Raw genomic sequence first — 21,105 nt, 5'->3', positions numbered from 1 at the left:
CGGCGGCCATAGCGAGAGGGAAACGCCCGGTCCCATTCCGAACCCGGAAGCTAAGCCTCTCAGCGCCGATGGTACTGCAGGGGGGACCCTGTGGGAGAGTAGGACACCGCCGGACTCCTTTTAGAAATGGCCACCCAAAGCTGGGTGGCCATTTCTGTTTTTCCAGGGGTTTACGTCGCGAGGAGAGAGCGAATGACGAACAACGACGACAACGAGCAGCGTCGGGAGTCTTCGCGCGCCCGCGGCGGAGACCGCCCGCATCAGGGCGGCGACCGCCCCTATCGTCCACGTCAGGACGGTCAGGGTTCGGAGCGTCCCCGTCGGGACGGCGACCGTCCCTACCGTCCCCGTCCCGACGGCGATCGTGCGTATCGTCCCCGCGATGGCGCGCAGTCTGACCGTCCGCGCCGTGAAGGTGACCGCCCGTACCGTCCTCGCGAAGGCGGCGACCGTCCATATCGTCCGCGTGATGGAGGGCAGTCCGACCGTACCCGTCAGGACGGCGACCGTCCCTACCGTCCCCGTCAGGACGGCGACCGTCCCTACCGCCCGCGTGATGGCGCGCAGTCGGACCGTCCCCGTCGTGACGGCGATCGCCCGTTCCGTCCCCGCGAGGGTGGCGACCGTCCGTATCGTCCGCGTCAGGATGGCGACCGTCCGTACCGTCCGCGTGATGGTGCGCAGTCGGACCGTCCCCGTCGTGACGGCGATCGCCCGTACCGTCCTCGCGAGGGTGGCGACCGTCCGTATCGTCCGCGTGATGGTGCGCAGTCCGACCGTCCCCGTCGTGACGGCGACCGCCCGTACCGTCCTCGCGAGGGTGGCGACCGTCCGTATCGTCCGCGTGATGGTGCGCAGTCCGACCGTCCCCGTCGTGACGGCGACCGCCCGTACCGTCCCCGCGAGGGTGGCGACCGTCCCTATCGTCCGCGTGACGGTGCGCAGTCCGACCGACCGCGTCGTGACGGCGACCGCCCGTACCGTCCTCGCGAAGGCGGCGACCGCCCGTATCGCCCCCGTGAGGGTGGCGACCGCCCGCACCGGGATTACGACTCCGACCGCTCCTCGCGTCCGCCGCAGCGCGATGCGGTCCGCGCGGCCAAGGTGGCGGAGCCGGAGGTTCCCGAGGAGATCACGGCGCGCGACCTGCATCCCAGCGCCCGTAACGAACTCAAGACGCTCAGCAAGGAGAACGCCGAGGAAGTCGCTCGCCACCTGGTGATGGCCGGCCGCCTGATCGACGAGGACCCGCAGCGCGCACACGAGCACGCCCTCGCGGCCTCCCGTCGTGCCGGCCGGATCGCCGTCGTGCGGGAGAGCGTCGCCATCACCGCCTATGCGACCGGCGATTACGCGCTCGCACTGCGCGAGCTGCGCACCTACCGTCGGATCTCCGGCAATGAGGATCAGATCGCGCTCATGGTCGACAGCGAGCGCGGTGTCGGGCGGCCCGACCGTGCGATCGAGGTCGGTCGCGCCGTCGAGCGGAACACGCTCCCGGTCGCGGTGCGGGTCTCCCTCGCGATCGCGCTCTCCGGCGCGCGGCTTGACCTCGGTGAGACCGAGCGTGCCCTCGCCGAACTGGACATCCCCGAGCTCGACCCCGACCGCGCCTTCGAGTGGAGCCCTGCTCTGTTCGCAGCCCGCGCGGCGGTGCTCGAAGAGCTCGGTCGCGACGAGGAAGCTGCCGAGTGGACGCGGCGGGCGGACATCGCCGCCGAAGCACTCGACGAGGCAGCGGGCAACGGATCCGACGAGGAGATCTACGTCGAGGAGATCTTCGACGAGGAGTTCACCGAGGACGCCGCCGTCGACGCGACGGACGCGGACGAGGAAGTCCAGGCCGAGATCGACGAGAACATCGACGACGACGCAGACCAGGACGACGAGGACGACTACTCGATCGCCGCGGAGGTGGAGGAACTCCTCGCCGCCGCGGATGCGGCCGCCGACGCGCAGAGCTCCACGACCGTGGACGACGACGAGGACCAGGAGCGCTGATGGCACTGTTCGGTCGCTCCGCTCCCACTCCGCTCGAAGGAGTGGACACTGTGCTGGCCGACCTCGACGGCGTCGTGTACGCCGGTGCGGGTGCGCTGCCGTACGCCGTCGACGCGCTGAACACCGTTGCGGCGACACGTCGACTCGGCTTCATCACGAACAACGCATCTCGCACCGATGCCAGCGTCGCCGCGCACCTGAGCGAGCTCGGTCTGACCGTGACCGCCGACGACGTGGTCACGAGCCCGCAGGCCGCGGTGCGACTGCTGCGCACCCGTGTCCCCGCCGGCGCGACGATCCTCGTCGTCGGCGGCGAGGGCCTCGTCGTCGAGCTCGAGAAGGCCGGCTTCGTCGTCACGCGCTCAGCCGAGGACGACCCGGCCGCCGTCGTGCAGGGCTTCGCGCCGCACGTCGGGTGGGCGGATCTCGCCGAGGCTGCCTTCGCGCTCAAGACGCCCGAGGATGAGGGCGGGATCCCCTGGATCGCCACCAACACCGACTGGACCATCCCGCAGGCCCGGGGCATCGCACCCGGAAACGGAACGCTCGTCTCCGCGGTCCACACCGCGATCGGCCGTCTCGCGGTCGTCGCGGGAAAGCCCGAGACACCCATCTTCGAAGAGGCACTCGCCCGGTTCGACGCGCGCCGCGCGCTCTTCATCGGCGACCGTCTGGACACCGACATCGCGGGCGCGCAGGCCGCCGGCATCCCGTCGGCGCTCGTGCTCACGGGCATCGACCGGCCCAAGCACGTCCTGGCCGCACCCTCCACTTCGCGACCCGATTTCATCCTCGGGGACCTCCGCGAACTGCACGAGCCCTACCCGCAGACCAAGGTCAAGGGCGACGTGACCATCGTCGGCGATGCGCGCGTCGCCGTGGACGGGGCGGACCTGCGCATCCTGTCCGCGGGCTCGCGTCCGATCGATCTCGTGCGCGCGGGTGCTGCGGCCATCTGGTCGACAGGTCGGGCGATCTTCGGCTTCCGGGTGCCCGAGGAGCTGTACGCGGATCCGTTCCATCGGCCCTGACGCACCGTCCGTACGGGGGGTGAGCCGTATCCTGGGGTGATGCACGCAGAACCCACGGAGCCGGCCGATGATCTGCTGCCCGCACTCGAGGTGATCGAGCAGCAGCCTCTGGGCGATCGTGCCGCAGCGTACGCGGTCCTGCTCGACGACATCGCTCGCCGCCTCGACTCCGGACCGCACGCCGGATGACCGAGCGTCTCGACGCCGCCGTCGCCGCCCGCGGGCTCGCGCGCTCGCGCACCCACGCCGCGGCGCTGATCGCGCAGGGCGTCGTCTCGGTCGACGGCACCGCCGTGGTCAAGCCCTCGCATCGCGTGCCAGACTCCGCCGAGATCGCCGTCGCCGCATCCGATCACTACGTCGGTCGCGCTGCCCACAAGCTGCTCGCCGCGCTCGACGCGTTCGAGATCGACGTCGCCGGACGCGCGGCCCTGGACATGGGCGCGAGTACGGGCGGGTTCACCCAGGTGCTCCGCGAGCGAGGCGCCGAGCCGGTGCTCGCCGTCGACGTGGGGCACGACCAGCTCGCCGAGATCGTGCGCCGGGATGCCGGTGTGATCGCCGTGGAGGGGTTCAACGTCCGCTTCATGGACTCCGCCGCCCTCGCCGAGGCCGCGGGGATGCCGTACACGCCGGAGATCGTCACGGGAGACCTGTCCTTCATCTCCCTGTCCCACGTGCTCGAACCCGTGCGTTCGGTGGTCACCGACACGAGCGACATCGTGCTGCTCATCAAACCGCAGTTCGAGGTGGGCCGCACCGCCGTGCGCGGCGGTCTCGTCACGGACCCGGCCCAGCGGGCGGAGTCGATCTCGACCGTGCTCTGGCAGGCGTGGGATGCGGGCCTGCAGACGGCGGGCCTGATCGCTTCTCCCGTGGTGGGAACCCACGGCAACCAGGAGTATCTCGTGCACCTCCGGCGCACCGGCGGGCGCATTCCGTCAGAATGGGAGAGCACTGTGACCGAGCTGACGGGAGTGCGATGACCGATCCGCGCCACATCCTCGTGGTGGCCCACGCGCGCCGCGCAGACACCGTCGAGGCGGCCGATCGGGTGATCTCGGCGCTGCGCGCCGCGGGCGCCACTCCCGTGCTGGCCGAAGACGATCGCGATGAGCTCGCCGAAGTGCTGCCGCGCTGCGCCGACCTGGCCGTATTGGGCGTCGATGTGCCCCTGCACGAGATCGAGCTGGCGATCGTGCTCGGTGGCGACGGCACGATCCTCCGCGCCGCCGAGATGGTGCGCAGCGGCACCGCCCCCGTGCTCGGGATCAACATGGGCCACGTGGGCTTCCTCGCCGAGAGCGAGAGAGACGACATGGACGAGGCCGTTGCGCGGGTCATCGCCCGCGACTACCGGGTCGAAGAACGTCTCGCCCTGTCGGTGCGGGTCAAGGACACCTCCGGGCAGGTCATCTACAGCACCTGGGCATTGAACGAGGCGACCGTCGAGAAGGCGAGCCGCGAGCGGATGCTCGAGGTCGTCATGGAGATCGACGGGCGACCCCTGTCGAGCTTCGGATGCGACGGGGTCGTCATCGCGACCCCCACCGGCTCGACGGCCTACAACTTCTCTGCCGGCGGCCCGATCATCTGGCCGACCGTCGAAGCGATCTCTGTCGTCCCGCTGTCGGCGCACGCACTGTTCGCGAAGCCGCTCGTCGTCGGCCCGGAGGCCGCGGTCGCGATCGAAGTGCTGGCCCGGACGCACGGCACCGGCATCCTCTGGTGCGACGGCCGTCGCTCGCATGAGCTCCCGCCGGGGGCGCGCGTGGTCGCCCGCCGTTCCTCGGAGCCGGTGCGTCTCGCGCGCCTGCACCCGCCGGCATTCACCGAGCGCCTCGTGCAGAAGTTCCACCTCCCCGTCACCGGATGGCGGGGACCGGCGGGCGAGGTCACCGCGTGATCGAGGAGATCCGCCTGCGAGAGCTCGGCGTCATCGCCGACGCGACGCTGCCGATGGGCCCCGGCTTCACCGCCATCACGGGCGAGACCGGTGCGGGCAAGACGATGGTCGTCACCGGGCTCGGACTGCTGCTGGGCGCCCGCGCCGACTCGGGCGTCGTGCGATCGGGTGCCGCCGCCGCGGCCGTCGAGGGCGTCTGGCTCGTCGATGCAGACGGTTCCGCCGCCGACCGCGTCCGCGAGGCGGGCGGAGACCTGGACCCGGTCGGAGAGGACCGCGCCGAGCTTCTGCTCGGCCGCACTCTGACCGCCGAGGGGCGCAGCCGCGCCACAGTGGGCGGCAGATCTGCGCCGATCGGCGTCTTGACCGACCTCGCCGATCTCCTGGTCGCCGTGCACGGGCAGTCCGATCAGCTGCGCCTACGCTCCGGCGCGGCGCAGCGCGACGCCCTCGATCGCTATGCGGGACAGAGCGTGGCCGTGCCGCTGGCGGAGTATCGGCGCGCGTACGAGCGGCTGCGTGCGCTGGATGCGGAGCTGGACGAGCTGGTGCAGCGCCGCGACGAGCGCGTACGCGAGGCGGAGCAGCTGCGCGCCGATCTCGCGGCCATCGAAGCCGCAGCCCCGCAGCCGGGGGAGGACGTGCAGCTGACGGCCCGCGCCGAGCTGCTCGCCAACGTCGAGGAGCTCCGGGAGGCCGCCGCGCTCGCGCACGAGGCGCTCGCGAGCGAGCAGGACGCGCCCGACGCGTCCACACTCGTCGCCGAGGCGCGTCGCGCCCTCGAACGCGTCTCCCACGCCGATGCCGCCGTCGCGACGATGGCAGACCAGGCCGCCGAGATCTCCTATCGCATCGTCGACCTCGCCGGGGCCGTCGCGGGGTATCTCGCAGACCTCGACGAGACGGGACCGGCCGAGCTCGCCGCGGTCGAGGAGCGCCGCAGCGTGCTCGCCGCCCTCATCCGCGCCCACGGCAGCCTGGAAGCCGCGTTGACGCTGGCCGCCGCCGGCGCCGACCGCCTGGCCGAGCTCGACGACGACGACTCGCGCGTCGAGCGGCTGGGCGCCGAGCGCGCGCAGGTCATGGGGCGCCTCGACGCCGCGGCCGCCGCCCTGACCGCGGCGCGACGCGAGGCGGCGGACCGGCTCGCCGCCGACGTCACCGAGGAGCTTCATGCCCTCGCCCTGCCTGACGCCCGCGTCGAGGTGCAGGTGAGCGAGACGCCCGCATCCGCTACAGGACGAGACGAGGTCGCGATCCTCCTCGCCCCGCATCCGGGGGCGGTTCCGCGTCCCGTGTCGAAGGGGGCGTCGGGTGGCGAGCTCAGTCGCGTGATGCTCGCGATCGAGGTCGTGATCGCCGCGACCGATCCTGTGCCCACGTTCGTCTTCGACGAGGTGGATGCGGGCATCGGCGGCGCCGCCGCCATCGAGGTCGGGCGGCGCCTGGCCCGCCTCGCCGAGACCTCGCAGGTGATCGTCGTGACCCACCTCGCACAGGTGGCGGCGTTCGCGACGAACCACCTCAGCGTCGTGAAGCAGAACGACGGCTCGGTCACCCAGTCCAGCGTCCGGCGTCTGACGGGGGCCGACCGGGAGGCGGAGATGGCGCGACTGCTCTCCGGTTTGGCAGACTCCGACGCAGCACTCACCCACGCGCGGGAGCTGCTCGCCCTCGCCGGTCCCGCCCACTGATAGGATAGAAGCCCGTGACGAACACTTCCGGCTCAGGCCTCTCCCACGGTACGAACAACGACGACACCACCAAGCACATCTTCGTGACGGGCGGTGTCGTCTCCTCGTTGGGCAAGGGCCTGACCGCGGCCAGCCTCGGCAATCTGCTCACCGCTCGGGGGCTGCGCGTCGTCATGCAGAAGCTCGACCCGTACCTGAACGTGGATCCCGGAACGATGAACCCGTTCCAGCATGGCGAGGTCTTCGTCACCGACGACGGCGCGGAGACCGACCTCGACATCGGGCACTACGAGCGCTTCCTCGACATCGAGCTGAGTCAGGCGGCCAACGTCACGACCGGTCAGATCTACTCTCAGGTCATCGCCCGCGAGCGCCGCGGCGAGTACCTCGGCGACACGGTCCAGGTCATCCCGCACATCACCGACGAGATCAAGCGTCGGATGCGGCTGCAGGCCAGCGAATCGCCCAAGCCCGACGTGATCATCACCGAGGTCGGCGGCACGGTGGGCGACATCGAGTCCCAGCCGTTCCTCGAGGCGGCGCGTCAGCTGCGCCACGAGCTCGGCCGCGACACCGTGTTCTTCGTGCACGTCTCCCTCGTGCCCTTCATGGGCGCGTCGGGGGAGCAGAAGACCAAGCCCACCCAGCACTCCGTCGCCGCGCTCCGCTCGATCGGCATCCAGCCCGACGCCCTGGTGCTGCGCAGCGATCGTCCCGTCACCGACGCCAACAAGCGCAAGATCGCGCTCATGTGCGACGTCGATGTCGAGGGCGTCATCAACACCGTCGACCTGCCGAGCATCTACGACATCCCCTCCACCCTCAACGAGCAGGGCCTGGACGCGTACATCGCACGTCGGCTCGGTCTCAGCGAGAAGGCGTCCGAGGTCGACTGGTCGCGTTGGCAGCAGGTTCTCAACGCCGTGCACAACCCCAAGCACGACGTCACCATCGGACTGGTCGGCAAGTACATCGACCTTCCCGACGCCTACCTGTCGGTGACGGAGGCGCTGAAGGCCGGCGGCTTCGCACACGAGACCCACGTCAACATCCGCTGGATCCCCTCCGACACCTGCGAGACGCCCGAGGGCGCCGCGGCCGCGCTCGCGGACGTCGACGGCATCGTCGTGCCCGGCGGATTCGGCATCCGCGGCATCGAGGGCAAGCTCGGCGCCCTCCGCTTCGCACGGGAGCAGGGCATCCCGACGCTCGGCATCTGCCTGGGCCTGCAGTGCATGGTCATCGAGTACGCCCGCACGATGGCGGGCCTGGAGGGTGCGTCCTCGAGCGAGTTCGACCCCGACACCGTGCATCCCGTCGTCGCCACGATGGCCGAGCAGGTCGACATCATCGACCACGGCGACCTGGGCGGCACGATGCGGCTGGGACTCTACCCGGCGGATCTGGCCGAAGGGTCGATCGCCGCGGAGGTCTACGGATCGAACCGTGCCTCCGAGCGCCACCGTCATCGGTACGAGGTCAACAACGCGTACCGCGAGCAGCTCGCCGAGGCGGGCCTCGTCTTCTCGGGCCTGAACCCCGACCTCGGTCTCGTCGAGTACGTCGAGCTGCCGCGCGACGTGCACCCGTACTACATCGCGACGCAGGCGCACCCGGAGCTGCGTTCGCGCCCGACGGCACCGCATCCGCTGTTCCGCGGACTGGTCGGCGCGGCGCTGGACCGTCACCGCGCGAGCGAGCTGTTCGACGTCGAGAACGCGTGAGCGGGGCACGGCCATGATCGAAGACGAGCGGTTCGACGCCGAGGTCGTCGACACGAGCGTGGCCTTCCACGGCCGCGTCTGGGACGTGCGCTCGGACGTGGTGCGCTACGGCGACGGTGAGCTTGTGCGCGACTACGTCGACCACACGGGCGCCGCCGCCGTCGTCGCCGTCGACGACGAGAACCGTGTGCTGCTCATCCAGCAGTACCGGCATCCGATCCGTCACCGCGACTGGGAGATCCCGGCAGGGCTGCTCGATGTGGCGGGGGAGAGCCCGGCTGAGACGGCGAGGCGCGAGCTCGCGGAGGAGGTCGATCTCGCCGCGGGCAGCCTCGAGCCGCTCGTGAGCCTGTTCACGAGCCCCGGAGGCAGCGACGAGATCGTCCACGTCTTCCTCGCACGCGATCTCGTGCAGCTCAGCGCCCACGAGCGCACCGAGGAGGAGGCGGACATCGTCGAGCGGTGGGTACCGCTGTCCGAGATCGTCGGAGCGATCCTCGCGGGGAACCTGCGCAACGGGATCCTCATCTCGGGCGTGCTCGCCGCGGCCGAACGGCTCCGCCGGGACGACCCGGTCGGCTGAGATGCGCATCGGCCGCGCGGTCGAGGTGTACCTGCGTCATGTGACGATCGAACGCGGACTGGCCTCCCACACCGTCGACGCATACCGGCGCGACCTGGCGACCTATGTCGCGTGGCTCGCGGAGAGGGGCGTCGACGGCGTCGACGAGGTGGATGCGGCGATGGTCGCCGCGTTCGCCGCGGAGAAGGCGGCCGCTGAACCACGACCGGCGGCATCCAGCCTCGCCCGGCTGCAGTCCTCGGTCCGGGGCCTGCACCGGTTCCTCGTGCGCGAGGGAATCCGCGACGACGATCCGGCGCAGGATCTGAGACCGCCCAAACTCGCGCAGCGGCTTCCCAAAGCGCTCACCATCGATCAGGTCGAGCGGCTTCTCGACGCGTCGGGCCCCGCGCCGGGGCGGGCCGATCAGGCGAGCTCCGTCCAGCTCCGCGACCGGGCGCTCGTCGAGCTGCTGTACGCGACGGGTGCGCGTGTCTCGGAGATCGTGCAATTGGATGTCGACGACCTCGCGCACGGCGAGGTGCTGCGGGTGCGGGGGAAGGGGTCGAAGGAGCGGATCGTGCCGGTCGGCTCATACGCCCGCGCCGCGGTCGATGCCTACCTCACGCGGGCCCGCCCCGAACTCGCCCGCCGCGGCCGGGGCACACCGCGCCTGTTCCTGGGCGCGCGAGGAGCGGCGCTGTCGCGGCAGAGCGCATGGGCAGTGCTCCAGCAGGCGGCGGAGGGAGCGGGTTTGGGGGCGCACGTCTCGCCGCACACGCTGCGTCACTCCTTCGCGACGCACCTGCTGCAGGGCGGAGCCGATGTGCGCGTGGTGCAGGAACTGCTCGGTCACTCCTCGGTGGCAACGACGCAGATCTACACGCACGTGAGCGTCGATGCCCTCCGCGACGTCTACGCGGCGGCTCACCCGCGGGCACGCTGAGTCGAACGCGCTTCCGATTCCCGCGCACCGGGGATAGTCACGGCTCCGCCGGGCGCGGTGCGCCGTGCGCCCGCGGATCATCGGAGGGGTGAGGAGACTGCGCCGCACCACGATGGACGAGGGGGCCTCGGAACGTCCGGGCTTCGCCTACCTGCCCGCCGACACCGTGTATCTGGATGCGGCTTGCCAGTCGATGCGCCCCGCGCCCGTCATCGAGGCGTTCGACGAGTACTTCCGCACCCGCAACGCGTGCGGCGGACGTGCCTCCTACGAGAGCGCGCGCCAGGTGGACGCCGGCGTCGCCGACACGCGCGCCGCCGTCCTGCGCACACTCGGATTCAGTTCCCGCACCCACGCGGTCTCGTTCACGTTGAACACCACGTACGGCCTGAATCTTCTGCTGACGCAGCTGCCGGCCGGCAGGTTCCGTCGCGTCGTGACGACGGTCACCGAGCACAACGCGGTCTTCCTCAGCACCATCGCCTTCGCCCGCGCTCGAGGGATCGAGCGTGTCGTGCTGGAGCGCGATGCCCTCGGCGCCGTGATGTACCGCGACGCCGATCTTGCCGATGCCCTCGTGGTCGTCTCGGCTCAGAACAATGTGGACGGCGCCGTCACCGCGGATCTGGAGGGGCTTGTGGCCGATGCCCACCGTCTCGGCGGCATCGTCATCGTCGATGCCGCACAGGCGATGGCCCACGCGCCCGAGGTGCTGCGGTCTCTGACGGCAGATGCGATCTGTTTCTCGGGCCACAAGGCCTACGGGCCGTCCCTGGGCGTCGTCGTCGCGACGCACGCGCTGCTGATGTCGCTCGAGGTCGGATTCGTCGGGGGCGGTCAGGTGGCGGAGGTCTCCGCGGACGACTTCGTGCTGCTCGACGAGCCGCACACCCGCCTCGAGCCGGGCCTGCAGGCGTGGGGCGAGATCCTCGCCTTCGGCGCGGCGCTGCGGTGGCGCGACGCGTACCCGCGCACCGTGGGGGAGTCTGTCGAGCAGCGTGAGCGACGCCTCACGCGTGCGCTGCGGGAGGGGCTGGGCGAAATACCGCACCTGAGCGTCTTCGGCGACGCCGACGGTGCGCTCGTGCCGTTTCGCGCCCATCGCGTCGACAGCAACCGCCTGGCGGTGTTCCTCTCGAAGGCGGGGATCTCCGCGCGCAGCGGATACTTCTGTGCGCACTACTGGCTGCGCGAACGCGAACGGGTCGAGCCGCTGCTGCGGTTCAGTCTGGGCGCGCACAACACCGAACAGGACGTCGCGCGTTGTCTCGACGTGCTCGGCCGGATGCTCCGGGGGCTCTGAATGCTGTGCATCGCCGCATTCATCGTGCTGCTGGTCCTGGCGGCCGTCTCCGCCAAGTACCGGCGCCTGCTCGGCACGGCCTGGCGATGTGTCACCCGGCGCGTGACGTTCCGCCCCTGCGACACGTCGTTCCGTGAGGACGTGAAGAACAGCATGCTCGCGCCCCTCGCGGTGCGGGCGCCGCGACTCGTGAAGCCGGCGAGCATCGCGATCGAAGTGACCGCCTGGATCATGGTGCTCTCGCTCATCCTGAGCCTGTACATCGTCGGCAAGAGCGGCCTCAACCTCTTCGTCTACGGAACCTGCAACCCGCAGGACACACAGGCCTGCAGCCTGTCCGCGGGCGCATGCAGCATCGACGCCGGTGCGGATGATTTCGGTTCGGCGCTCGGCAAGGGGGACGTCATCGGCGCGTTCGCCGCCGAGTTCCGCTCGCTCGGCAAGACCTTCGACGCGCTTCCGAGCCGGTTGAAGGACTGGGATGCGCGGGAGTACCTCCCCGAGGCGGCGAGCTACGCCGGCGGATACCGCGACGGGCTTCCGGTGGCGCTCGAGGTGATCGACCCGGGCTGCCGCTTCTGCGCCGAACTCTTCCGCAACATCGAGAGCGCGGGCTTCGCCGACGGACAGAACCTCGCCTACCTCCCATACCCCATCGGACCGGACGCCGCCCCGAAGTTCACGAACTCGCCGCTGATCACCGACTACCTCACCGCCATCCGCCTCACGGAGCAGGCCGACGTCCCCGCACGGGGAGGAACGGACTGGCAGATCCTCGAGCACATCTTCACGGGGGAGCGTTCCGACGGCGTCGCCTGGCAGACGTGGTTCAACGAGCAGGCGTCGGCGGAGCAGGCCGAGGCCCAGCTGCAGGAGTGGCTCGCGGATGCCGGCTACGACGCCGCTGGCATCCAGGACATCGCGCGGCTCGCCGCATCCGATCGGGTGCACGACATCGTCGCCGAGGGCAAGCGGATCGTCGAGGAGGAGATCCGCACGGCGACCGTCCCCACCCTCATCGCCGACGGCGCCCTGCACCCCGGTGTCGTGCCGGTCGACCAGCTCCAGGGGATGCGGTGAGCCGGACGCATTAGTCACGGCCGCCGCGTCTCGCGAGTCGGACCCCTCGCGCGCACACTGAGCGCATGAGCGTTCCCACCGCGCCCCCTTCTCGCGCGCTCGCCGTCTTCTGGATCATCGCCGGCCTCCTCGGCTGGGCGGTCTCGTTCCTGCTGTACCTGGAGTACATCGGGCAGCTGCGGGGCGTCGATCCGCTCGTGTCGTGCCAGCTGAGCGTGATCGTGACGTGCGGGCCCAACCTGCTCTCGCCCGGCGGCAACCTTCTCGGCTTCAGCAACTCGCTCATCGGGGTCGTGCTGTTCCTGGGGCCGATCTACGCCGGTGTGACGGCGCTCGCCGGTGCGACGGGCCTGAAGAGCTGGTACTGGCGCACCTACCTGGCCTTCATCGCCGGGGCGTTCGTGTTCGTGCACTTCCTGGCCTACCGGAGCGTCTTCGAGTACGGCTCGCTCTGCCCGTGGTGCATGGTCGTGTGGCTCGTCACCATTCCGCTCTTCTGGGTCACGCTCGGCTGGACGGCCCGCGCGGGGCTCTGGGGCAGCCGGATGCGGCCGGTCGGTCGATGGCTGGCGAGCTGGGCGCCGTTGGTCGCCATCCTCGACGTCGCGCTCATCGCCGTCGTCGCCCAGCTCAGACTGGACGTCCTGGGCTCGCTGTTCTGAGCGGCCCGCGTGCGTCGCGCGCTGTCCGCGTCGCGTTACAAACCTGTGAATTGTCTAAGCGATCGCGGCCGAATCCGGCTAGCGTCGGGCGCACCGGGGAAACGCGAGAGGACACCAGGTGACCACATCACGGCCACGAGCCACCCGTATCGGAATCGGAATCGGAATCGGCGCGGCTCTGGCGGTGACCGCAGGCATCGCGCCTGCGGCCGCCGTCGACCCCGCGGATCTGGAGGAGCGGGTGACGGTGGACGCCGTCGTCGGCCACCTGCAGCAGCTGCAGGACATCGCCGACGCCAACGGCGGCAATCGGGCGGCGGGCACCAGCGGCTATGAAGCCAGCGCGGTCTACATCGAGCAGACGCTGAGGGCCGCCGGATACGCGCCTGAGCGCCAGTACTTCGACGCGGACCTGCAGACGATCGACGCGTACACGCTGACGGTGGACGGGTACAGCGTCGCCGATCCCTTCGGCATCCCGATGGAGTTCACGCCGGGCACGCCCACGGGCGGACTCACCGACCTGCCGCTGATCGCACCCACCACGCCGCTGGGATGCACCGCGGACGACTGGGCAGGCACCGACGCCGCCGGCGCCATCGCTCTCGTCTCGCGCGGCAGCTGTTCCTTCGCGGAGAAGTCGGCGGCGGCCGCTGCCGCCGGCGCGGAGGCCGTGATCATCTACAACAACGAGGCAGGGCCCTTGGAGGGCACCCTCGGCGCGCAGACGCCCGACCTCGCACCGACGGTCGGCATCCTGCAGAGCGAGGGGCAGGACCTCCTCGCCGCGCTCGCCGACGGACCCGTCCTTGCGGATCTCGATCTGCAGCAGCACATCGACTCCGTCGAGACGTTCAACATCATCGCCGACACGCCCACCGGCCGCGACGACAACGTCGTCATGCTCGGTGCGCACCTGGACTCGGTCGAGGACGGCCCCGGTATCAACGACAACGGCTCGGGCTCGGCGGCGATCCTGGAGGTCGCGCTCCAGCTGGCCGCATCCGGTGAGCTGGAGAACACGGTCCGCTTCGCGTGGTGGGGCGCCGAGGAGATCGGCCTGCTGGGATCGGCCCACTATGTAGACGAGCTGTCGGACGCCGACGCCGATGCCATCGCGACGTATCTCAACTTCGACATGGTCGCCTCTCCCAACTACGTGATCGCCGTTTACGACGCCGACCAGTCCACGTACGAGGCGCCGGTCGAGGTCCCCGAGGGGTCGATCGCGACGGAGGCCGCGTTCACGAGGTACTTCGATGCGATCGGACAGCCCTGGGTGGACACCGCCTTCGACGCCCGCAGCGACTACAACGCCTTCATCCTGGCGGGCATCCCCGCATCCGGGCTGTTCACGGGAGCCGACGACGTCAAGACGGCGGATCAGGTCGCCCTGTTCGGCGGCACCGAGGGCATCATCATGGACCCGAACTATCACACGCCGGCCGATGACATGTCGAACATCAACACCGAGGCGCTCGGCATCATGCTCGGCGCGATGGCCAGCGTCACCGCGACGCTCGCGAACGATACGTCCGCCGTCAACGGCGTCGCGCCCATCGTCGACCCCGTCGCCCCGGCGCCCGAAGTGACCGAGGAGGGCGACCACCTGCTGGCCGCCTCCGGCTCGGAGATCTCCGGCGTGTGGCTCGGCGGCGGCGTCCTGGCACTGATCGCGGGTGCCGTCGTGCTGACCGCTGCCGCACATCGCCGGCACACCGTGTGAGTGCGGTTCGGGGAGGGGGCTCGGTGCGCCCTCCCCGAACCCGCCGCCTGCCGTCGCTAGAATCGATCGAACGACCAAGCAGAGCGGGAGTACGGTGGCGGAGCGCGCAGTGAAGCAGGCGGGTAAAGGCACGAAGGGCGATGTGCCCCTCGGCCCGACCGGTCGCCCCTATCAGGGGTTCGCGACACCGCCGGCGCTCGCCGCCCACGGCCCCGCGCGCATCATCGCCCTGTGCAATCAGAAGGGCGGGGTCGGCAAGACGACCACGACCATCAACCTGGCCGCATCCCTTGCGCACTACGGCCGTAAGGTGCTGGCGGTCGACTTCGACCCGCAGGGCGCGCTGTCTGCAGGCCTGGGCATCACCACGCACGACGTGCCCACGATCTACGACCTCCTGCTGGACACCAAGCGCGACCCGCGCGAAGTCATCGTGAAGACCTCGGTCGACGGTCTCGACGTGCTCCCGGCGAACATCGACCTCTCCGCCGCCGAGGTGCACCTCGTCAACGAGGTGGCGCGCGAGACGATCCTCGCGCGCGTGCTCCGTCACGTGGCGGGGGAGTACGACGTCATCCTCATCGACTGCCAGCCCTCGCTGGGTCTGCTCACGGTCAACGCCCTGACGGCGAGTCACGGCGTGCTGATCCCGCTCGAGTGCGAATTCTTCGCCCTGCGTGGCGTCGCCCTGCTGATCGAGACCATCGACAAGGTGCGCGACCGGCTGAACCCCTCGATCACGCTCGACGGGGTGCTCGCCACGATGTACGACCCGCGCACGCTCCACTCGCGCGAGGTGCTGGAGCGCGTGGTCGAGGCGTTCGGCGACGATGTGCTGGAGACCGTGATCGGGCGCACCGTGAAGTTCCCCGACGCGTCGGTGTCGGGGATGCCCATCACCGAGTTCGCTCCCGAGCATGCCGCGGCGCAGGCCTACCTGCGTCTCGCGCGGGAGCTGGTCGCCCGTGGCGCCGTCGCCTGAGCCGCAGGACGCGGCCACCGACGGATTCCGGGTATCGCTGGGCGTCTTCGACGGCCCGTTCGACCTGCTGCTGACTCTCATCTCGCAGCACGAGCTCGACATCACGGATGTGGCGCTCAGCGTCGTCACCGACGAGTTCATCGCCTACCTGCGCCAGCTCGGGCCGGATGCGGAGCTCGATGAGGCGTCGGAGTTCCTCGTGGTCGCGGCCACCCTGCTCGACATGAAAGTGGCGGGGCTGCTCCCGCAGGGCGAGCTCGTGGATGCGGAGGCCGTGGCTCTGCTCGAAGCGCGCGACCTGCTGTTCGCCCGGCTGCTGCAGTACCGGGCCTTCAAGGAGGTGTCCGCCTGGTTCGCGCGCTCGCTGGAGCGCGAAGAGAGACGGCATGCGCGCAGCGTCCGCATCGACGAGCGGTACCGCCAGGCTGCGCCGGAGCTGGTCTGGACGCTCAGCACCGAGGATTTCGCCGCGCTCGCCATGCTGGCGATGGCGCCGAAGGAGATCCCGACGGTCGGACTCGATCACCTGCACGCGCCGCTGGTCAGCATCCGCGAGCAGGCCGCGATCGTCGTGACCCTGCTGCGCCAGCGCGGCACGCTGACCTTCCGCGAACTGATCGCCGGAGTGGACGCCTCCGGCATCGTCGTCGCACGATTCCTCTCCATCCTCGAGCTGTACCGCCACGCGGCGCTGTCGTTCGAGCAGCTGGAGCCCCTCGGCGAGCTGACCCTGCGCTGGAGCGCGGAACGCTGGTCCGAGGAGAACCTCGCCACCCTGGGAGCCGACTATGACCGATGACATCCGCACCGAGGAATCGGAGACCACGGCCTGGCCGCAGGACGTGGGCTCTGTCGCGCGCCGTCTCGAGGCCGTGCTGCTGATCCTGGACGAGCCGCACAGCGTCGTCGCGCTCGCGGCCGCGGTCAGCGCGCCCGTCCCGGCGGTACGCAAGGCGATCGCGGCGCTCGTGGCCGACTACGACGGCGAGGACGGCGGCCCGCGCCGCGGGTTCGAACTGCGCGAGGTCGGCGGGGGATGGCGGCTTTATGTGCGCGAAGAGTACGACCGCGTCATCACCGAGTTCCTCGGCACCCAGCAGCCCGCTCGCCTCTCGCAGGCGGCGCTGGAGACCCTCGCGGTCATCGCCTACAAGCAGCCCGTGACCCGCGGGCAGGTCGCATCGATCCGCGCCGTCAACGTCGACTCGGTCGTGCGCACGCTCGTGGGCCGCGGCCTCATCACCGAGGTCGGCCACGACGGGGAGACCGGCGCCATCCTGTACGGCACGACCGATGCGCTGCTCGAGAAGCTCGGCATCAACACGATCGACGAGCTTCCCCACATCTCACCGCTGCTCGATGACGGCAGCACCGGCTTCGAGGAGATCGCACGATGACCGACACCGAGGGCGTCCGCCTGCAGAAGGCGCTCGCGAACGCGGGCGTCGCCTCCCGCCGCGTGGCGGAGCAGTACATCGTCGAGGGCCGGGTGCGGGTGAACGGCACCGTCGTGACCGAGCTCGGCAGCCGGATCGATCCCGAGGTCGACCTCGTCGACGTCGACGGCGTCGCGGTCGAGTTCGACCAGTCCAAGCGGTATGTCATGCTCAACAAGCCCACCGGCGTCGTCAGCTCGATGGGCGACGACCGCGGGCGCCGCGACCTCCGCGAGTTCACACGCGACTTCGAGGAGCGCCTCTACAACGTCGGTCGCCTGGACGCCGACACGTCGGGCCTGCTCCTGCTGACCAACGACGGGGAGCTGGCGCACGTGCTGGCACACCCCTCGTTCGGTGTCACGAAGGTGTACATCGCGAAGGTCGACGGCCGGGTGTCGGCGCAGACGATCTCAGCGCTCACGCGCGGTTTCGAGCTGGAGGACGGCTTCATCCGGGCGGACAAGGCGCGCCTGCTCGACGCCTCCGCCACGAGCAGCCTCGTGGAGCTGACACTCCACTCCGGCCGCAATCGCATCGTGCGGCGCATGATGGCCTCGGTCGGGCATCCCGTCCTCGAACTCGTGCGTCGGCAGTTCGGTCCTCTCCACCTGGGAACACTCCCGGCGGGGCGGATGCGGGAGTTGACTAAGATCGAGCGGGGTGCGCTTCTCACGCTCGCGCGCCGCGACCAGGTGTCCGACCCGCCCGGAGAGCAGGAGAACCAGTGAGCGAGTCGAACGGCACCAGCGCGCCCGCGCGGGTCGCCGCGCGCACCTCGGGCACGGTTCGTGTCGTCGGCGCGGGCCTGCTGGGCGCCAGCATCGGTCATGCCCTCCGTGCCCTGGACGTCGACGTCGTGCTCGACGACACCTCACCCGCCCAGCTCCGCCTGGCGATCGACTACGGCGCCGGTCGTGCCGCGGCGCCCGGCGACGCCCCCCGCCTCATCGTGGTCGCCGTGCCGCCGGATGTGATCGCCGACGTCGTCGAGCGAGAACTGGCGGCCTACCCCGATGCCGTCGTGACGGATGTCGCGAGCGTCAAGGGGCAGCCGCTGCGCGCGCTTCGTGCCCGCGACGTGGACCTCACGCGGTACATCGGCTCGCATCCCATGGCGGGTCGCGAACGCGGCGGCGCGATCGCGGCGCGCGCCGACCTGTTCGTCGGACGGCCGTGGGTGGTGTGTCGCGACGAGGAGACCGCCGCCGCCGATCTGGCGCTCGTGGAGGGCCTCGCACTCGACCTGGGTGCCACGCCGATCGAGATGGCACCCGAGGAGCACGACCGCTCGGTCGCCCTCGTCTCGCACGTGCCGCAGCTCGTGTCGAGCCTGCTCGCCGCGCGGCTCACGGCAGCGCCCGAGGACGCCCTGCGCCTGGCCGGGCAGGGCGTTCGCGATACGACCCGGCTCGCCGCATCCGCACCCGAGCTCTGGGTGCAGATCCTCGGCGCCAACGCCGCTCCGGTCGTCGATGTGCTCGACGCGTTCGCTGCGGATCTCGCCGCCGTCGCCGACGCGCTGCGGGAGCCGGATGCGCCGGGAGCACGTCGCGGTGTCGCCGATACGATCCTGCGCGGCAACCAGGGCGTCGAGCGCCTGCCCGGCAAGCACGGGCAGAACCGTCGCTTCGAGACCATCGTCGTGATGGTGGACGACACTCCGGGCCAGCTCGGTCGCCTGTTCGGCGAGCTCGGGGAGCTCGGGGTGAACGTCGAGGACCTGCGTCTGGAGCATTCGCCCGGCGCCCAGTTCGGTCTGGCAGAGATCAGTGTGGTTCCCGCGATCGCCGCACCCGCCGTGGCGGGCCTCGAGGCGCGCGGGTGGAGGATTGCGAGCAGTGCCAATGAGTGATTCCGACGTCGCCATCGTCGCCGTCGACGGACCCGCCGGCAGCGGCAAGTCCTCGGTCTCCAAAGAGGTCGCCCGCCGCCTCGGCTACGGCTACCTCGACACGGGCGCGGTGTACCGCTCGCTCGCGTGGCACGCCCTCGACCGCTCCGTCGACACCTCCGACGCCACCGCGGTGCTCGAGGCGATGGGCGACTTCGACGGCAGCATCTCGCTCGACCCGGACGACTACTGGGTGCGGGTCGGCGACACCGACGTCACCGAGGCGATCCGCGAGACCCGCGTGACCGAGGCGGTCAGCGGCGTCGCCCGCGTCCCCGTCGTGCGCCACACGGTGAACGCCCGCTTCCGTGCCCTCGTCGCCGAGTCGGGGCGCCCCGGTGTCGTCGTCGAGGGCCGCGACATCACCACGGTCGTCGCCCCCGATGCGCCGGTGCGCATCCTCCTCACGGCGGCACCCGAGGTGCGCGCCGCCCGGCGCAGCGCCGAGGTGAGCGGTCAGGATGCGGCGGCCGTCGCCGATTCGCTGCGGCGCCGGGACGCATCAGATTCCACCGTCGTCGACTTCATGTCGGCGGCTGAAGGGGTCGAGGTCGTGGATTCCACGCACCTCGACTTCGATGAGACAGTGGCGGCCGTTCTCGCGGTCGCAGAGAAAATGCAGGAGGTGCGCGATGCGCGCTGAGGACGAGTACGAAGCCGGACCAGATCAGCTCGAGGAGACCCTCGCCGGAATCGACGACACGCTCGCCGAGCAGCGCGCGATCGCGCTGCGGGCGTCGCTCGAGGATTACGACCTCGATGACGACGACGCCGAGGTGCTCGCGGGGCTCGTCGGCTCCGGCGACGGCATCGAGTACCTGCCGGCGCTGCCGGTGGTCGCGATCGTCGGTCGCCCGAACGTCGGCAAGTCCGCGCTCGTGAACCGCATCCTCGGGCGTCGTGAGGCCGTCGTCGAGGACACCCCCGGGGTGACCCGCGACCGCGTGACGTACAAGGCGGAGTGGCTCGACCGCCGATTCTCGCTCGTCGACACCGGCGGTTGGGAGCCCGACGCCAAGGGCATCGACCGGTCGGTCGCGGCCCAGGCCGAGGTCGCGATCGATCTCGCCGACGTCGTGCTGTTCGTGGTCGACGCGATGGTGGGCGCCACCTCGACCGACGAGCACGTGGTCAAGCTCCTGCGTCGCAGCGGCAAGCCCGTCATGCTCGTCGCCAATAAGATCGACGACGCGCGCCAGGAGCCGGAAGCGGCGGCGCTGTGGAACCTCGGGCTCGGGGAGCCGCATCCGGTCTCCGCCATCCACGGCCGCGGTGTCGCGGACCTCCTCGACGAGCTCGTGAAGGTGCTGCCGGACGTCTCCGCCGTCGCCAAGCACGAGATCGGCGGCCCGCGCCGCGTCGCGATCCTGGGCCGCCCGAACGTGGGCAAGTCGTCGCTGCTGAACAAGGCGGCCGGCGAGGAGCGCGTCGTCGTCAACGAGCTCGCCGGCACCACCCGCGACCCGGTCGACGAGATCGTCGAGCTCGGCGGCAAGCTGTGGCGTCTGGTCGACACCGCCGGCATCCGCCGCCGCGTGCACCTGCAGCAGGGCGCGGACTTCTACGCGTCGCTGCGCACCTCGGCCGCCCTCGAGAAGGCCGAGGTCGCCGTCGTCGTGCTGGATGTCTCCGCGCCGCTCAGTGAGCAGGACGTGCGCATCATCGACATGGTGCTCGAGTCGGGTCGCGCGCTCGTGCTCGCCTTCAACAAGTGGGACCGTCTGAACGACGACGACATGGCGAACATCGACCGTCGCCGGTACCTCGAACGAGAGATCGAGCAGGACCTCGCCCATGTCGCGTGGGCACCGCGCGTCAACATCTCCGCCCGCACCGGCCGCCACCTCGAGAAGCTCGTCCCGGCGCTCGAGACGGCCCTCGAGTCGTGGGATCAGCGCATCTCGACGGGCAAGTTCAATGCCTTCCTCTCCGAACTCGTCGCCGAGCACCCGCACCCCGTGCGCGGCGGCAAGCAGCCCCGCATCCTGTTCGGCACGCAGGCGGGCACGCGTCCGCCGACCTTCGTGCTGTTCACGACGGGCTTCCTGGACCCCGGCTACCGTCGGTTCATCCAGCGCCGCCTGCGTGAGCTGTACGGCTTCGAGGGCACGCCCATCGTCATCAACATGCGGGTGCGCGAGCGCCGCCAGCGCTGAAC

General features: G+C 70.5%; 21 protein-coding genes and 1 rRNA gene. 21 read left to right on the top strand and 1 reads right to left on the bottom strand.

Features of this window, described 5'->3' with window-relative positions; translation table 11 throughout:
• Positions 1-115: ribosomal RNA gene (gene rrf, locus SK224_RS11120) — 5S ribosomal RNA — on the top strand; the annotation flags it as partial.
• A 5-nt stretch (positions 116-120) separates the two neighbouring features.
• On the opposite strand, the gene SK224_RS11115 is transcribed toward rrf, so the two are convergent.
• The gene (locus SK224_RS11115) at positions 121-1,215 is read right to left on the bottom strand and encodes a hypothetical protein (protein ID WP_320434717.1); all 1,095 of its coding nucleotides are present in this window, start codon (positions 1,213-1,215) and stop codon (positions 121-123) included.
• Positions 1,216-1,221: 6 nt separating this feature from the next.
• On the opposite strand from SK224_RS11115, the gene SK224_RS11110 reads away from it, so the two are divergent.
• From SK224_RS11110 to der, 20 genes are all read left to right on the top strand, one after another.
• Positions 1,222-2,001: a tetratricopeptide repeat protein gene (locus SK224_RS11110; RefSeq protein WP_320434716.1), complete on the top strand. Its 780-nt coding sequence runs from the start codon at positions 1,222-1,224 to the stop codon at positions 1,999-2,001.
• A complete protein-coding gene (locus SK224_RS11105) occupies positions 2,001-3,032 on the top strand; it encodes an HAD-IIA family hydrolase (RefSeq protein ID WP_320434715.1) in 1,032 nt (343 codons plus the stop codon). Before SK224_RS11110 ends, SK224_RS11105 begins: the two co-directional genes overlap by 1 nt.
• A gap of 39 nt (positions 3,033-3,071) precedes the next feature.
• Positions 3,072-3,221, top strand: coding sequence for a hypothetical protein (locus SK224_RS11100; RefSeq protein WP_243228166.1), 150 nt, complete (start codon positions 3,072-3,074; stop codon positions 3,219-3,221).
• The gene (locus tag SK224_RS11095) at positions 3,218-4,018 is read left to right on the top strand and encodes a TlyA family RNA methyltransferase (RefSeq protein WP_320434714.1); all 801 of its coding nucleotides are present in this window, start codon (positions 3,218-3,220) and stop codon (positions 4,016-4,018) included. The genes SK224_RS11100 and SK224_RS11095 overlap by 4 nt, the downstream gene beginning before the upstream one ends.
• Complete coding sequence (locus SK224_RS11090) at positions 4,015-4,938, top strand: NAD kinase (protein WP_320434713.1); 924 nt, start codon at positions 4,015-4,017, stop codon at positions 4,936-4,938. The genes SK224_RS11095 and SK224_RS11090 overlap by 4 nt, the downstream gene beginning before the upstream one ends.
• Positions 4,935-6,632: a DNA repair protein RecN gene (gene recN, locus SK224_RS11085; RefSeq protein WP_320434712.1), complete on the top strand. Its 1,698-nt coding sequence runs from the start codon at positions 4,935-4,937 to the stop codon at positions 6,630-6,632. The genes SK224_RS11090 and recN overlap by 4 nt, the downstream gene beginning before the upstream one ends.
• A gap of 14 nt (positions 6,633-6,646) precedes the next feature.
• A complete protein-coding gene (locus tag SK224_RS11080) occupies positions 6,647-8,356 on the top strand; it encodes a CTP synthase (RefSeq protein WP_320434711.1) in 1,710 nt (569 codons plus the stop codon).
• A gap of 13 nt (positions 8,357-8,369) precedes the next feature.
• Positions 8,370-8,939, top strand: coding sequence for an NUDIX hydrolase (locus SK224_RS11075; RefSeq protein WP_320434710.1), 570 nt, complete (start codon positions 8,370-8,372; stop codon positions 8,937-8,939).
• A 1-nt stretch (position 8,940) separates the two neighbouring features.
• Positions 8,941-9,864 (top strand): site-specific tyrosine recombinase XerD, encoded by a 924-nt coding sequence (gene xerD, locus SK224_RS11070; RefSeq protein WP_320434709.1) that lies wholly within the window; start codon positions 8,941-8,943, stop codon positions 9,862-9,864.
• Between the two features lie 88 nt (positions 9,865-9,952).
• Entirely contained in the window at positions 9,953-11,167 is a 1,215-nt protein-coding gene (locus SK224_RS11065) for an aminotransferase class V-fold PLP-dependent enzyme (RefSeq protein WP_320434708.1), read from the top strand.
• A complete protein-coding gene (locus tag SK224_RS11060; RefSeq protein WP_320434707.1) occupies positions 11,168-12,247 on the top strand; it encodes a hypothetical protein in 1,080 nt (359 codons plus the stop codon). It begins immediately after the preceding gene.
• Positions 12,248-12,312: 65 nt separating this feature from the next.
• On the top strand, positions 12,313-12,909 hold the full coding sequence (locus SK224_RS11055) for a vitamin K epoxide reductase family protein (RefSeq protein ID WP_320434706.1): 597 nt from the start codon (positions 12,313-12,315) through the stop codon (positions 12,907-12,909).
• Positions 12,910-13,027: 118 nt separating this feature from the next.
• Positions 13,028-14,635 carry a M20/M25/M40 family metallo-hydrolase gene (locus tag SK224_RS11050; protein WP_320434705.1) on the top strand — a complete coding sequence of 536 codons (1,608 nt, stop codon included), beginning with the start codon at positions 13,028-13,030 and terminating at the stop codon, positions 14,633-14,635.
• A 94-nt stretch (positions 14,636-14,729) separates the two neighbouring features.
• Positions 14,730-15,617 carry a ParA family protein gene (locus SK224_RS11045; protein ID WP_274287816.1) on the top strand — a complete coding sequence of 296 codons (888 nt, stop codon included), beginning with the start codon at positions 14,730-14,732 and terminating at the stop codon, positions 15,615-15,617.
• Complete coding sequence (locus SK224_RS11040; RefSeq protein ID WP_137416645.1) at positions 15,601-16,416, top strand: segregation and condensation protein A; 816 nt, start codon at positions 15,601-15,603, stop codon at positions 16,414-16,416. Before SK224_RS11045 ends, SK224_RS11040 begins: the two co-directional genes overlap by 17 nt.
• Entirely contained in the window at positions 16,406-17,014 is a 609-nt protein-coding gene (gene scpB, locus SK224_RS11035) for an SMC-Scp complex subunit ScpB (RefSeq protein WP_234073166.1), read from the top strand. The genes SK224_RS11040 and scpB overlap by 11 nt, the downstream gene beginning before the upstream one ends.
• Complete coding sequence (locus SK224_RS11030) at positions 17,011-17,784, top strand: pseudouridine synthase (protein WP_320434704.1); 774 nt, start codon at positions 17,011-17,013, stop codon at positions 17,782-17,784. Before scpB ends, SK224_RS11030 begins: the two co-directional genes overlap by 4 nt.
• On the top strand, positions 17,781-18,908 hold the full coding sequence (locus tag SK224_RS11025) for a prephenate dehydrogenase (protein WP_320434703.1): 1,128 nt from the start codon (positions 17,781-17,783) through the stop codon (positions 18,906-18,908). Before SK224_RS11030 ends, SK224_RS11025 begins: the two co-directional genes overlap by 4 nt.
• The gene (cmk, locus tag SK224_RS11020; RefSeq protein WP_309732218.1) at positions 18,901-19,590 is read left to right on the top strand and encodes a (d)CMP kinase; all 690 of its coding nucleotides are present in this window, start codon (positions 18,901-18,903) and stop codon (positions 19,588-19,590) included. The genes SK224_RS11025 and cmk overlap by 8 nt, the downstream gene beginning before the upstream one ends.
• Positions 19,580-21,103 (top strand): ribosome biogenesis GTPase Der, encoded by a 1,524-nt coding sequence (gene der, locus SK224_RS11015; RefSeq protein ID WP_309732216.1) that lies wholly within the window; start codon positions 19,580-19,582, stop codon positions 21,101-21,103. Before cmk ends, der begins: the two co-directional genes overlap by 11 nt.
• The last annotated feature ends 2 nt before the right edge of the window (positions 21,104-21,105 follow it).

The organism is Microbacterium sp. BG28 (assembly GCF_034044005.1).
Classification (GTDB): Bacteria; Actinomycetota; Actinomycetes; order Actinomycetales; family Microbacteriaceae; genus Microbacterium.
The sequence above is the reverse complement of the archived record's forward strand: the minus strand, read 5'-3'. Positions and strand labels throughout refer to the sequence as shown.

Coding starts and splice junctions, on each gene's coding strand:
- SK224_RS11110 (WP_320434716.1), top strand. CDS start 1,222: ATGGCCGGCCGCCTGATCGACGAGGACCCGCAGCGCGCACACGAGCAC.
- SK224_RS11105 (WP_320434715.1), top strand. CDS start 2,001: ATGGCACTGTTCGGTCGCTCCGCTCCCACTCCGCTCGAAGGAGTGGAC.
- SK224_RS11100 (WP_243228166.1), top strand. CDS start 3,072: ATGCACGCAGAACCCACGGAGCCGGCCGATGATCTGCTGCCCGCACTC.
- SK224_RS11095 (WP_320434714.1), top strand. CDS start 3,218: ATGACCGAGCGTCTCGACGCCGCCGTCGCCGCCCGCGGGCTCGCGCGC.
- SK224_RS11090 (WP_320434713.1), top strand. CDS start 4,015: ATGACCGATCCGCGCCACATCCTCGTGGTGGCCCACGCGCGCCGCGCA.
- SK224_RS11075 (WP_320434710.1), top strand. CDS start 8,370: ATGATCGAAGACGAGCGGTTCGACGCCGAGGTCGTCGACACGAGCGTG.
- xerD (WP_320434709.1), top strand. CDS start 8,941: ATGCGCATCGGCCGCGCGGTCGAGGTGTACCTGCGTCATGTGACGATC.
- SK224_RS11060 (WP_320434707.1), top strand. CDS start 11,168: ATGCTGTGCATCGCCGCATTCATCGTGCTGCTGGTCCTGGCGGCCGTC.
- SK224_RS11055 (WP_320434706.1), top strand. CDS start 12,313: ATGAGCGTTCCCACCGCGCCCCCTTCTCGCGCGCTCGCCGTCTTCTGG.
- scpB (WP_234073166.1), top strand. CDS start 16,406: ATGACCGATGACATCCGCACCGAGGAATCGGAGACCACGGCCTGGCCG.
- SK224_RS11030 (WP_320434704.1), top strand. CDS start 17,011: ATGACCGACACCGAGGGCGTCCGCCTGCAGAAGGCGCTCGCGAACGCG.
- cmk (WP_309732218.1), top strand. CDS start 18,901: ATGAGTGATTCCGACGTCGCCATCGTCGCCGTCGACGGACCCGCCGGC.
- der (WP_309732216.1), top strand. CDS start 19,580: ATGCGCGCTGAGGACGAGTACGAAGCCGGACCAGATCAGCTCGAGGAG.